This is a genomic window from Pseudomonas sp. HD6422 (assembly GCF_025377065.1).
GTDB classification, from domain to species: Bacteria; Pseudomonadota; Gammaproteobacteria; order Pseudomonadales; family Pseudomonadaceae; genus Aquipseudomonas; species Aquipseudomonas putida_U.
Window position 1 is genome coordinate 245,197 of sequence record NZ_JAHWIW010000001.1, and the last position, 11,683, is coordinate 256,879.

The following is an 11,683-nucleotide window of genomic DNA, read 5'->3' on the forward strand; positions in this document are numbered from 1 at the left end:
TCGCAATGAAACCACGCTCATTCCTCCTTAAGCAGACCCTCTCTATCTACCCCTGCGTTGTGAATGAGTGAGTGTAAAACCCACAAGGATTCCCAGCGCCGCTGCGCCGATCAGCAGCGGCGTTCTGTCACTTGGCTTCCTCCAACTTCCATCGATACCTCTCCTGCCACTTGGAGGCTCGAAGAGGTTGCCTGATGATGTTTCGGCTGTTGGGCTGCGATTTATCCCCCAGCGCGTCAGCCTTCCTGACAGCAGTGACAGGCCTGGTATCAGGTAGCTGGCCAAATGCGCGAGGCGCGCCGCAGCGCCAACCGTGGTGTGAGCCCGAGGCGAGATTGCGCAGGCCACCATAGCCTTCGCCACCATTTCGGGATCGTATACGGGGCCTGGCGGTGTCAGCGCATGCCCGGTGTAGTTACCGCCGTCTCGGAAGCCTGGTGTGTCCATGACTGCTGGATAGATATCGCAAACATGGATGTTGGGAAACTCAGTCAATTCGCCCCGTAATGCCTCGGTCAGTCCACGCAAGCCGAATTTGCTCGCCGAATAAGCGGCGGCGTAGGGCTGGGCCACCCAGCTGCCCAGCGACAGCGTGTTGATCAGAATGCCGCTGCCCTGTGCCTTGAAGAAGGGAAGGGCGACGTAGGCACCTCTCAGGTAACCGATCAGGTCAGTCTGGATGACCTGCTCGTGCGCCTCCAACGGCGTTTCTTCGAAATTGCCGACCGCGCCGACCCCGGCATTGTTGACCCAGATATCGATCCGTCCATGTCCAAAGTCTACGGCCTGAGCGGCCAGCGCTTGAACCTGGTCGCTGTGGGTGACGTCGGTCGTGATCGCTATGGCATCCGTACCGCAATCGGTGCATTCATCCAGCACGTCGAACAACGCCTCTTCATCGCGTGCGGCGAGTACCAGGCGAGCACCTTTGCACGCAAAGGCATGCGCGGCGGCTCGGCCTATGCCGCTGGATGCGCCGGTGATGACCACGACCTTGCCGCGCAGAGGCCCTTTGAGCGGAGCGCCAAGGTCAGGTGCTTCTCGTTGCGCACCCGAGGCGCTGGGGTCAAGGGGGGCAACGGTTTCGCTGGCCTCGATCCGCGAGAGCTCAAGGGAGGTGCCATCGATCAGGGTCAACGTCAGCCCTTCGACCGTGCCTGCCTCCCGGTTTGGAAATACGGGCTCACCTTCGGCATCCAGGCTGTCGTAGATGAAGCGCGTACCTTCGAGCCAGCCCACGGCGGTGAGAAGTTCAGGGCCGAGGTAATACTTCCCGTCTTGAAAGAAGCCTGGAAACTGATGAGCGCGCTCCACGTTTTCCACGCGATAGCGTTCGCCTAATTTCATGCCTGTCGCTTGATCGATCATGTTGAAACCCCTGTAAGTGGAGCTCGAAGATGTCAGCCTTTGCTGTGCTCGTCGGAAGTGGGGCCAGTGCCTCGCTTGATACCTCGCGGGCCAGCAACGCCCCAGATACCCAGACCAACCAGCGGTAGCGCCACGATCAGCAGGGCCCAGGCCGCCTTGACTGCATCCGGCTTGTCGCTCCGGAACACGCTGACGATGGCCCACAGATCGATGAGCAAAAGGATTGCTGCCACGGCAATCCAGAAGTAGCTGGCGAGACCGTTCATGTGCTTGCCTCCTTTACACGAAGTCAGGGCCCAAGGTGCCCGCTGCCGCGCCTGGCACGAGGATGACCTTGCGGCAGTTGTCCTGCTTCTGATCGAACATCTTGTAGCCCAAGGCCGCTTCTTCGAGTGCCAGGCGGTGGGTGACGATCAGCTCTGGTTGCAGGCGTCCTGCTTCTATGTGTTCCAGCAGCTCAGGTAGATATTTCTGAACATGGGTCTGGCCCATCTTGAAGGTAAGGCCTTTGTCAAACGCGTCGCCGAACATGAACCCGTGAATGAAGCCCGCGTATACACCGGGGACGCTGACGACGCCGCCACGCCGCACCGCAGCAATACTCTGGCGTAGCGCCTTGCCACTGCTGCCTTCGATCTTCAGCGCCGTCATTACCGTTTCGGCGGTGCTGCCTTTGGCCTCGAACCCTACCGCGTCGATCACCGCATCGACGCCGCGCATACCTGGCGTCTGACGGATGATGCTGTCGGCTGGATCGTCGTCCTGCTCGAAATTGATCGGTATGACGCCGTAAGCCTCGCTGGCATAGGCCAGGCGGTAGTCGTTGTCATCAACCATGAAAATGGTCTGTGCCCCGAGCATTCGCGCACAGGCGGCGCTCAACAAGCCCACTGGCCCGGCACCGTAGATCGCCAGCGATGAACCCTGACCAATCTCGGCATTGATGACCGCCTGCCAGGCGGTTGGCAGAATGTCCGAGAGGAACAGCACCTTGTCATCGGCCAGCTCGGTGGGCACTTTGAACGGGCCGACGTTGCCCTTGGGCACCCTCACGTAATCCGCCTGGCCGCCAGGGATACCGCCATAGAGATGGCTATATCCAAACAGCGCGGCGCCTGGGGGAATCCCCTTCTTGTTGATGATCGCACCACGACCTGTGTTGGTGGTTTCACAGGCAGCAAACAGATCGTGCTGACAGAAGAAGCAACTGCCGCAAGCGATCACAAAGGGAATCACTACGCGGTCGCCGATCTGCAGATTGGTGACGGCACTGCCAGTATCTTCGACGATGCCCATGAACTCATGGCCGAAGATATCACCCGCTTCGGTTTCTGGAATTTTGCCTCGATAAAGGTGCAGGTCAGAGCCGCAAATGGCTGTGGCGGTGACCCTGAGGATGATGTCGTCTTCCTGCTCAATGATGGGGTCGGGGACGTTATCGACCCTGACGTCGTGTGCTCCGTGGTAGGTCAGTGCTCTCATAAGGTCAGCTCCTGCAGGCGTTTTTCCGTGATAGGTATGCAGGGGAAGCCATGACAGATGGCAAAGTTCAGCCCAACAAGTCCGGTGGTACTTAAAACTCATTCTCGACGCCACCATTTCAAGCTGAACATTCCTGATCACACCGGTATCGAACGATCTAAGCCCGTGCCACAAGAGCCGGGCCGATCAAACGAGGGGCGTGGCGATGGACGACACGATGTTGGCATTCATGGTGTTCGCTGCCTCACGACCTGAGGTGCTTGAACAGGTACAAGCGCTTACAGAAGCGGAGGCATTGGAGGCTGGCGAAGCACTCCCGGATCTGCGTGAAACCATGGCCGTTCAGATCCTCACTGCTGAAGCCAAGGCTCAGCGCAAAACCCTGGCCAAGCTCGTTGAGGTGATTTTAGGCAAGGTCGTCATCGAGCCCGATACGGCCACCAATCCCGGTGCCTCCAGCCTTGAAAAATACAACCGGATGCGAGATTTCGGCGCGTCGCCTGAGCCCTCTGGAAATCGTAAGCAGTCGAAGCGGAAGGTTCAGGCCCTCCAATTTTGCGTCCAGAAGCATGACGCCACACGGCTGCATTACGACTTTCGCCTGGAGCTCGATGGCACGTTGAAGAGTTGGGCGATCCCAAAAGGGCCCTGTCTTGACCCCAAGATCAAGCGGCTGTCGGTGCACGTGGAGGATCACCCGCTGGACTATGCCTCGTTCGAAGGCACCATTCCCGAAGGCCATTACGGTGCCGGTGATGTGATCGTCTGGGATCGCGGCGTTTGGATTCCTCAAGGCGATCCAGCTGAGGCATATAAGAAGGGACGCCTGAAATTTGAGCTTCAGGGTGAGAAGCTGTCCGGCCTGTGGAACCTGGTTCGAACCAACATTGAGGGTAAGCAGGAGCAGTGGTTCCTCATCAAGCATCAGGACGAGTCGGCTAAACCGCTGGCTGACTTCGATGTAGTGGCAGAACAACCGAACAGCGTGCTCAGCGACCGTACCGTCATCCCCAAGAAACGAGGTAAATCCAAGTCATCAGCGTCCGTTGATTCAGCATCTAAAGCAGAGCCGCTTCGAACGGCTCATGCCGTGCCGGCACACCTTCCAGAGAAGCTCGCACCGCAGTTGGCCACGCTCGTCGAGTCGAGTCCGCAGGGCAGTGAATGGCGGTTCGAAATCAAATTCGACGGCTATCGCATGCTCTGCCGAGTTGATGGTGAGGACGTGGGCCTGTTCACCCGCAATGGTCATAACTGGACTGACAAGCTGTCGAAGCAGGCCGCAGCCATCAAGGAACTTGGCTTAGAAAGCGCTTGGCTCGATGGTGAAATTGTCGTCCCGAACGCTGATGGCGTGCCCGATTTCCAGCTGCTGCAAAATGCGTTCGACGCAGGTAAGAGCCAGGGCATCATCTACTATCTGTTTGACCTCCCGTACCTCAACGGCGCCGACTTGCGCCTGGTGCCTGTGGAGCAGCGACGAGCCGCTCTCATGCAGATCATGGAGAGCAACGAAAACGCCTTGCTACGATTCTCTGACGACTTCACCGAGGACGTCGATGCGCTCATGAACAGCGCCTGCCAGATGAAGATGGAGGGCCTCATTGGGAAGCGCTCCGGAAGCCCCTATGTCTCAAGGCGCAGTGACTCGTGGATTAAGCTCAAGTGCAAACACCGCCAGGAGTTTGTGATCGTCGGCTTCACCGATCCCAAAGGGGCTCGCAGCGGCTTCGGAGCATTAGTGCTTGCTCTGAACGACAAGGACAGCGGAGAGCTTCGGTATGCCGGCAAGGTGGGCACCGGTTTCACCGAGTCGACCCTCGCCACCATCTTGAAGAGGCTGCAGCCTCTGGAGCAGAAGAAGGTGCCGGTGGCGAACCCGCCAAAGGGTGTCGACGCCAAGGGCATCCACTGGTTAAAGCCGGAGCTCCTGGCCGAGGTCATGTTCGCTGAGATCACCTCGGATGGCGTGGTGCGCCATGCCGTCTTCTATGGCATCCGAACTGACAAACCCGCTAAGGACATCACGGAAGAGCAGCCGGCGCCTGCGCCGAAGAAGGCGAGTGCTGCCAAGGCGGAGCCGACCAAACCACCAAGCGGCAAGGTCAGGATCACGCACCCCGAGCGAGTCATCGATCCTACCAGTGGCCTCACGAAGCGTGATCTGGCCGAATACTATGCCCAAGTTTCACCTTGGCTATTGCCGCACCTCAAAGATCGTCCCATCTCGCTTGTACGAGCGCCTGAGGGCATCACTGGCGAGCTGTTCTTTCAGAAGAATGCTGATCGCTTGGCGATCCCCAACATCACGACCGTGCCAAAGGCTGAGGCAGGCAAGGCGGGCATGGTGATCAACAGCGTCGAGGCTCTCGTCGGCGCCGTGCAGATGAGTACCATCGAGCTGCATTCCTGGAACGGCACAACCTCACACTTAGATCAGCCAGATCGCTTCGTTCTCGATCTCGACCCCGATCCTGCACTGCCCTGGAAAGCAATGGTCGAAGCCACGCAACTCACCCTGGTGGTGCTGGATGCGCTCGGTCTGCAGTCCTTCCTGAAGACCAGCGGTGGTAAAGGCATCCACATCATGGTGCCACTCACGCCAAAGGCCTCGTGGGAGGAAGTGAAGTCGTTCAGCCAGGCGATGGTGAAGTACATCGCCAAGCTCATCCCTGATCGGTTTTCGGCTGTGCTTGGCCCCAAGAATCGCATTGGCAAGATCTTTATCGACTATTTGCGAAACGCTAAAGGCGCTACGACGGTCAATGTCTATGCGGCCAGGGCTCGCGAAGGACTACCTGTATCTGTACCGATCTACCGAGAGGAGATCGTCGAGCTCAAGTCCGCAGCGAGGTGGAACATCACCAACCTCCAGACGCGCCTAGATGAGCTTGCCGGCGACGATCCATGGGCAGAAATGGCCAGCACCAAGCAGCTCATTACCTCAGAGATGAGGCAGCGAATCGGCATGAAACAGAAGGAGTAGAACAATGGACAACTATTACGTCAGCCCCACCGCAGATGGCTGGGAGCTCAGGAAGGCTGGAGCTGAACGGGCTTCGAAACGCAGTGCCACTAAGCAGGAGCTTGTGGGTTCACTGTCGGAGTTCTTCGAGGGCAAAACCGCCTCGGTGAAAATCCACAAGGCCGACGGCACCATTGAAGAGGAGCGTACCTATCCACGCTCTGCTGACCCGAGGAAAACCAAGGGCTGATGCGCCGATGAGATTGAACGAGACGCACCATGGAACCGTCTTCAGGGAAGAAGCCCATGCTCCGTGTCGCGAGATGATGGGTGTTGATTGGTGCTGACGATTCGAGTGTGTGCATGCGGGACAAACGAAAATGCAGAATTAAATCCAGGGCAACGATAATCTGTCTGCGAAGCGGCAAGGTACTGCTTGTTCGGAAAAAAGGCGGCAAATGGAATTTTCCCGGTGGTTCGATTGAGCCTGGTGAGACTCCTCATAATGCTGCAGCAAGAGAGCTGCGTGAGGAGACATCCATTGAAGGTCATGGGCTGCTTTCTTTGTGCTCAATCAGAGTTGGTTCGGTCGTGCATCACATCTTCACCACCCGATTCCACGAAACTGAGAAGCCTGTGGCCGACCATGAAATTGTCGCGTGTAAATGGGTGCTTCGTGAAAAGCTCACGCCTGACTTGCTGAATTCCGCTGCGGCCGGCCTCTTGGCAACCCAGTTGCCTGCTCTGACCGCCTGACCACAGCTGTAAACTTGTACAAGGAAATTTTCTTGTATCGAAAATTGCGCCGATTGTCTGATACTCCGCGTTGCTACCGCTTAAGTCATTGAACTGCCTCCTTGCTTTGCTATGGTCAGGTTTCCGTATAAGACTAAAGTCGTAGGAGGGCGGCATGCGTATTCGAGGTGATGTTTTTTGGGATTGGGCGGATCCAGTGCTTCATCATCGGACTCATGACGAGACGCTGGACGACGGCACAACGATTGATGTCCAGGTCAGGCTCTCGCGCACCGGTCAGACGCAAATGTTTATAGGTGTGTACGCTGGCTGTGGAATGGCATTGCATGAAGAAGCCTTCGATTCTCGCCCAGGCGAATCCATGACTCGAGCGCTCGCCTGGGGTGTTGGTAGAGCCAGACGTCTGGCTACAGATCAACGGCCAGCAGCGAAGCAGGTGGCCTAGACACTACGTATTTCAACGTTGGTCGTTAAACGCAGATGCTGACGGCCAACTGCCCAACGCAAACTGCTAGATTTATTGCGATCTTTCCATAGGCCATATCCCTCCAGTGGCGTCTGGATCATTCGACTCCTGGTGCTCCTAAGGTCAGTTAGGAGTAAGCGGACACCCCAGCGGACGAACGGCCGAGTCGATGATGAGTTGCGGTAAAAAGAAAGCCCGCTGCTAGGCGGGCAAGGGAGCTTCCATCGCACCTAGGGATAGCTGCGCTCGCAATCGCTACCGAGCTCTGATTCGTTCTTCATGTGAGCCAGTAGCCGCGACTCATGAGATCTGCAGGAACTCGTTCACCATGGGGCCCGGCATCGTTGTCGGTCTTCAATACAAACTGAACGTCAAGATCAGCGTTCGGGTCGGAACGTTAAATCCCATGAAAAAGGATGTTAGCGATGAAAGCGATGACTCGACTGTTCACTGGCCTGGCATTGGTTGGTGCTATGGGGACTTCTTCCGCTTGGGCTGATACGCCGGGTGCTGATTGGAAGGTGAGCAAGGATCAGGCCGAGGCAGCCCTGAAAGCAGCAGGCTACACCCAAATCACCAAAATCGAAGCCGACGACGGTCATTGGGAAGGCGAGGGTATCAAGGCTGATGGCAAGCGGTACGAATTCCAGGTAGATCCGCACGACGGCAAGATCATAAAAGACGAACTGGATAACTGATCAGGGCGGGTGTTGCTCTCTGAGCGGCCCGTGCCTTAAGCGCGGGCTTTTTTTCGCTAGTTTCCCCAAATAGATTTTAGCGTTTCTGGGCCAGTCTCTTGGTAACGGAAGCGAGCGGCGGCTATCGACCTAGCTAACGTTCAGGTTTCGCTTCAAGGTCAAAGAGCGTAAGCGTCCGGCGAACTCACCTTCCGAACTCCAGCTTTAAGGGCGATGGTGTCCGCGTATTTTTAAGCGGACGCGATCACCCTTATCGCCAGGATCTCCATGCGCCAACGAAGCTCTTATCCCAAACCGTTCAAGGCCCAGGTTGTTCAGGAATGCCTGCAACCTGGCGCAACCGTGTCCAGTGTCGCCATCAGCCACGGCATCAACGCCAACGTCATCCGCAAATGGATGCCGCTCTATCGAGACCAACCCGCAGCAACTTCCCTACCGGCCTTTGTGCCGCTGAAGGCCGCACCTAAACGGCCAGCCGAAGCGACAGTGATCATCGAGTTGCCCGTGGCCGGGCAATTGATCACGGTGAAATGGCCAGCCTCGAATCCTGATGGCTGCGCGCAATTTATTCGGGCTGTCGCTCAATGATCCGCATCGATGCGATCTGGTTGGCCACCGAGCCGATGGACATGCGCGCCGGTACCGAAACCGCATTAGCCCGAGTGATCGCGGTGTTCGGTGCGGCGAAGCCGCACTGCGCTTATCTGTTCGCCAATCGCCGGGCTAACCGGATGAAAGTGCTGGTGCACGACGGCGTAGGTATCTGGCTTGCAGCGCGACGACTCAATCAAGGCAAGTTTCACTGGCCCGGCATTCGCCATGGCTGCGAGGTCGAACTCGACAGCGAACAACTCCAGGCTTTGGTGCTGGGCCTGCCGTGGCAGCGCGTCGGCGCAGGCGGTGCGATCAGCATGCTGTAAACGCCGGCCATTTGGCCGGTCTACTTGTCGTCGTTACGTGCCTGCTCTGGCACAATCGACGGCATGACTTTCTTACCCAACCTCGACCAGATGACCCCGGAACAGCTTCGTGCCTTGGCGGCACAGGCGTTGCGGTTGCAGTCCCAGGTCGAGGCGATGAGCAAGAAGATTCAGAACGATGGAAGCATCATCGAGCAGCTCACTTACGAAATCGCCCTTCTCAAACGCCACAAGTTCGCCAAGCGCAGCGAGCAAATCAGCCCGGCGCAAGGTAGCTTGCTGGATGACCTGCTCGATACTGATCTTGAAGCGATCGAGGCCGAGCTGAAACAGCTTCTCCCTGCTTCGCCGCAGGCCGAAGCCCGGCAAGCCCCGAAACGTGCGCCCTTGCCGCCGCAGTTTCCACGTACCGTGATTCGATACGAACCAGAAAACACTCAGTGTGCCTGTGGCTGCCAACTTCAGCGCATCGGCGAAGACGTTAGCGAGAAGCTGGATTACACGCCTGGCGTGTTTACCGTCGAGCGACATGTGCGGGGCAAATGGGCCTGCCGTCGGTGCGAAACACTGATCCAGGCGCCGGTGCCAGCGCAGGTTATCGACAAAGGTATCCCGACCGCAGGCTTGCTGGCCCACGTGATGGTGGCCAAGTTTGCCGATCACTTGCCGCTGTACCGGCAGGAGAAGATCTTTGGCCGCGCCGGGCTGGCCATTGCTCGCTCGACCTTGGCCCAGTGGGTCGGACAAACCGGTGTGCGACTCCAGCCGCTGGTCGATGTACTGCGTGAAACGGTGCTGAGCCAAGGTGTGGTTCACGCTGATGAAACACCGGTGCAAATGCTTGCGCCAGGTGAGAAGAAAACCCACCGGGCCTACGTCTGGGCCTACAGCACTACGCCGTTTTCGGCGCTCAAAGCGGTGGTGTATGACTTCAGCCCAAGCCGTGCCGGAGAACATGCGCGCAACTTCTTGGGCGACTGGAACGGCAAGTTGGTCTGCGATGATTTCGCTGGCTACAAAGCCGGTTTTGAACAAGGCATCACTGAAATCGGTTGCATGGCCCACGCTCGTCGCAAGTTTTTCGATCTGCACGTGGCGAACAAAAGTCAGTTGGCTGAACAGGCCTTGCACTCGATTGGCTGTTTGTACGAGGTCGAACGCCAAGCGCGGGACGTGAGTGATGAAGATCGTTGGCGAATACGTCAGGAAATGGCGGTACCGATCATCAAAACACTGCATGACTGGATGTTGGCCCAGCGCGATCTGGTGCCCAACGGCTCAGCTACGGCCAAAGCCCTCGATTACAGCTTGAAACGCTGGGTAGCGCTGACGCGCTACTTGGACGATGGGGCTGTGCCCATCGACAACAACCAGGTTGAGAACCAGATACGGCCATGGGCGCTCGGACGTTCGAACTGGTTGTTTGCCGGGTCGCTGCGCAGCGGTAAACGGGCGGCTGCAATCATGAGCTTGATCCAATCGGCGCGCATGAATGGGCATGATCCGTATGCCTATCTCAAGGATGTGCTGACGCGACTGCCGACACAGCGGGCGAGAGAGATTACGGAGTTACTGCCGAATAAATGGGCGCCCGTTTAACCACGCAAGGTGTGTTCGGCTGAAGCTGACCTATAGTTTTGAGTCGTACACAAAAGCTGTGATCGACGCTGCACTGTAGGAGCAGGGCTTACCCGCGAAGGCGTCGTTTCAGCGGCTGGTTTTTAACGTTTCAAGCATCGCCTCGGCGGCCAGCGCGTGGACTTTGCGGGTGGGGTGCCATTCATCCCAGTAGTAATGGGCATCTGGATTTTCACACGCGGGCTTGACGTCCGGATAGGTGGCTTGGCACGGGGTATCCAGATACTTCAAACCCGCAACATCGGGGGCTGCGCGAAGCTTGTTGCTGAAGGCCAGGTGGTCAAAGTAACTGATACTGACGTGATGGGTTTTAGCCAGTGTTGTTAGCACGGCTGGTAGTTTTTGTTCGAGTATCTGCTGGTATTCTGTTGCATTCTTGACCTGATTGCCCTGCACCACAGCCGGCACATGACTCAAATCCGTAGTCCCCACGACCATCACGTGCTTCGCACCTGCTGCAATCAACGTCTCGGTAGCCTTCTGTATGTTCGCCACGCTGTTCTGGCTTAGCACGTCAATTGATTCTGGGTGCGAGAAGTCGGCCCATTCAAAAAAGTCGTTGGCTGAGATGAAAATGAAATAGAGCGAATTCGGATCCGCTTTGTGTGTTTTAGCGGCTTTCAGATAACCGTCGATTTGACCGAAAACCCCAGTGTTGCGAGATGGCTCCATCCAGGCATAGTAGTTGCCGTTGCCGCTCTTGGCACCGCCAATCCCGTAGTCGGTCAAGGGGGTTTTCAAGGCATAAGCCAAGCCCTCGACGGCAGTGGGGCCATTGCTCCAGCGTCCCTTCCAATACAACGAACCGGGTAGCTCCTGTGCATCTTTGACCTTCTGTGCGGCCAATTTTCTAGTGAAGATTTCACCCGCTCCGTTGTCAGAGTAGCTGTCACCGAAAGCATAGAGATGATTGTAGCTGGGGGCGCCAAAGGCAGTTGCTGCAGTCAGTGTCAATAGAGCGGCCAAGCAAGCACGTCGAGTCATTGAAAGTCTCCCAGATTTTCACCTCAGACTACCAGCGACGACGTTTTGCATTGCCACGGCAGCGACCTATTTTTAGTCGCGTGCGCAAAGTCTGTCCTGTTCGCGACAAGTGCTAGCGGGTTAAACAATGGCATCAGGAAGGTGTGTTGCCCGGACGGTTACCAAAGAGCAAGCTTTCGCTCGTTAAAATGGCAGGGCTTATATCGTTGGCTGTCTCGGAAAACTAATCCGAAAAGTCGTGCCTTGCTCAGGGCTAGATACGACATCAATGCTGCCGGCATGGCTGGCTGTGATTTCCTTGGCTATGAACAACCCTAGCCCTAGACCTTTGAATCGCCCCTGGTTTCCTAGACACTCTCCAAGCTCAGGAAATAGCGTTTCTCATACTCTATTGGAGACAGCTGCA

Annotated in this window: 12 protein-coding genes and 1 pseudogene; 8 read left to right on the forward strand and 5 right to left on the reverse strand. The window is 57.0% G+C overall.

The genetic code is table 11. The features are described from left to right. Window positions 1–42 precede the first annotated feature (42 nt). From KY379_RS01250 to KY379_RS01260, 3 genes are read right to left on the reverse strand one after another with little or no spacing between them, the layout of a single operon-like run. Window positions 43–1,368, reverse strand: a complete 1,326-nt coding sequence (locus KY379_RS01250; protein WP_261240411.1) for an SDR family oxidoreductase — start codon at window positions 1,366–1,368, stop codon at window positions 43–45. A 32-nt stretch (window positions 1,369–1,400) separates the two neighbouring features. After that, entirely contained in the window at window positions 1,401–1,634 is a 234-nt protein-coding gene (locus KY379_RS01255; protein ID WP_261240410.1) for a PLD nuclease N-terminal domain-containing protein, read from the reverse strand. 13 nt (window positions 1,635–1,647) lie between these two features. Beyond that, on the reverse strand, window positions 1,648–2,850 hold the full coding sequence (locus KY379_RS01260) for a zinc-dependent alcohol dehydrogenase (RefSeq protein ID WP_261240481.1): 1,203 nt from the start codon (window positions 2,848–2,850) through the stop codon (window positions 1,648–1,650). A 205-nt stretch (window positions 2,851–3,055) separates the two neighbouring features. On the opposite strand from KY379_RS01260, the gene ligD reads away from it, so the two are divergent. From ligD to tnpC, 8 genes are all read left to right on the forward strand, one after another. Next, the gene (gene ligD, locus KY379_RS01265) at window positions 3,056–5,836 is read left to right on the forward strand and encodes a DNA ligase D (RefSeq protein WP_261240409.1); all 2,781 of its coding nucleotides are present in this window, start codon (window positions 3,056–3,058) and stop codon (window positions 5,834–5,836) included. A 4-nt stretch (window positions 5,837–5,840) separates the two neighbouring features. Continuing rightward, window positions 5,841–6,065: a DUF2188 domain-containing protein gene (locus KY379_RS01270; protein WP_261240407.1), complete on the forward strand. Its 225-nt coding sequence runs from the start codon at window positions 5,841–5,843 to the stop codon at window positions 6,063–6,065. Between the two features lie 113 nt (window positions 6,066–6,178). Beyond that, complete coding sequence (locus KY379_RS01275) at window positions 6,179–6,571, forward strand: NUDIX domain-containing protein (protein WP_261240406.1); 393 nt, start codon at window positions 6,179–6,181, stop codon at window positions 6,569–6,571. A gap of 154 nt (window positions 6,572–6,725) precedes the next feature. Then, window positions 6,726–7,016: a hypothetical protein gene (locus KY379_RS01280; RefSeq protein WP_064614520.1), complete on the forward strand. Its 291-nt coding sequence runs from the start codon at window positions 6,726–6,728 to the stop codon at window positions 7,014–7,016. Between the two features lie 446 nt (window positions 7,017–7,462). Next, a complete protein-coding gene (locus tag KY379_RS01285) occupies window positions 7,463–7,735 on the forward strand; it encodes a PepSY domain-containing protein (protein WP_261240403.1) in 273 nt (90 codons plus the stop codon). A gap of 267 nt (window positions 7,736–8,002) precedes the next feature. Then, window positions 8,003–8,323 carry an IS66-like element accessory protein TnpA gene (gene tnpA / locus KY379_RS01290; protein ID WP_261240401.1) on the forward strand — a complete coding sequence of 107 codons (321 nt, stop codon included), beginning with the start codon at window positions 8,003–8,005 and terminating at the stop codon, window positions 8,321–8,323. Continuing rightward, window positions 8,320–8,655, forward strand: a complete 336-nt coding sequence (gene tnpB / locus KY379_RS01295) for an IS66 family insertion sequence element accessory protein TnpB (RefSeq protein WP_048388116.1) — start codon at window positions 8,320–8,322, stop codon at window positions 8,653–8,655. Before tnpA ends, tnpB begins: the two co-directional genes overlap by 4 nt. A 63-nt stretch (window positions 8,656–8,718) precedes the next feature. Next, window positions 8,719–10,254, forward strand: a complete 1,536-nt coding sequence (gene tnpC, locus KY379_RS01300) for an IS66 family transposase (protein ID WP_153355493.1) — start codon at window positions 8,719–8,721, stop codon at window positions 10,252–10,254. 108 nt (window positions 10,255–10,362) lie between these two features. Here the strand turns inward: tnpC and KY379_RS01305 are convergent, their stop codons facing one another. Together KY379_RS01305 and KY379_RS01310 are read right to left on the reverse strand one after the other, a co-directional pair. Continuing rightward, window positions 10,363–11,277, reverse strand: coding sequence for an SGNH/GDSL hydrolase family protein (locus KY379_RS01305; RefSeq protein ID WP_182374846.1), 915 nt, complete (start codon window positions 11,275–11,277; stop codon window positions 10,363–10,365). 198 nt (window positions 11,278–11,475) lie between these two features. Beyond that, window positions 11,476–11,607, reverse strand: a pseudogene (locus KY379_RS01310) (ATP-binding protein); the annotation flags it as partial. Window positions 11,608–11,683: the final 76 nt, after the last annotated feature.

Coding starts and splice junctions, on each gene's coding strand:
- KY379_RS01250 (WP_261240411.1), bottom strand. CDS start 1,368: ATGATCGATCAAGCGACAGGCATGAAATTAGGCGAACGCTATCGCGTG.
- KY379_RS01255 (WP_261240410.1), bottom strand. CDS start 1,634: ATGAACGGTCTCGCCAGCTACTTCTGGATTGCCGTGGCAGCAATCCTT.
- KY379_RS01260 (WP_261240481.1), bottom strand. CDS start 2,850: ATGAGAGCACTGACCTACCACGGAGCACACGACGTCAGGGTCGATAAC.
- ligD (WP_261240409.1), top strand. CDS start 3,056: ATGGACGACACGATGTTGGCATTCATGGTGTTCGCTGCCTCACGACCT.
- KY379_RS01270 (WP_261240407.1), top strand. CDS start 5,841: ATGGACAACTATTACGTCAGCCCCACCGCAGATGGCTGGGAGCTCAGG.
- KY379_RS01275 (WP_261240406.1), top strand. CDS start 6,179: ATGCGGGACAAACGAAAATGCAGAATTAAATCCAGGGCAACGATAATC.
- KY379_RS01280 (WP_064614520.1), top strand. CDS start 6,726: ATGCGTATTCGAGGTGATGTTTTTTGGGATTGGGCGGATCCAGTGCTT.
- KY379_RS01285 (WP_261240403.1), top strand. CDS start 7,463: ATGAAAGCGATGACTCGACTGTTCACTGGCCTGGCATTGGTTGGTGCT.
- tnpA (WP_261240401.1), top strand. CDS start 8,003: ATGCGCCAACGAAGCTCTTATCCCAAACCGTTCAAGGCCCAGGTTGTT.
- tnpB (WP_048388116.1), top strand. CDS start 8,320: ATGATCCGCATCGATGCGATCTGGTTGGCCACCGAGCCGATGGACATG.
- tnpC (WP_153355493.1), top strand. CDS start 8,719: ATGACTTTCTTACCCAACCTCGACCAGATGACCCCGGAACAGCTTCGT.
- KY379_RS01305 (WP_182374846.1), bottom strand. CDS start 11,277: ATGACTCGACGTGCTTGCTTGGCCGCTCTATTGACACTGACTGCAGCA.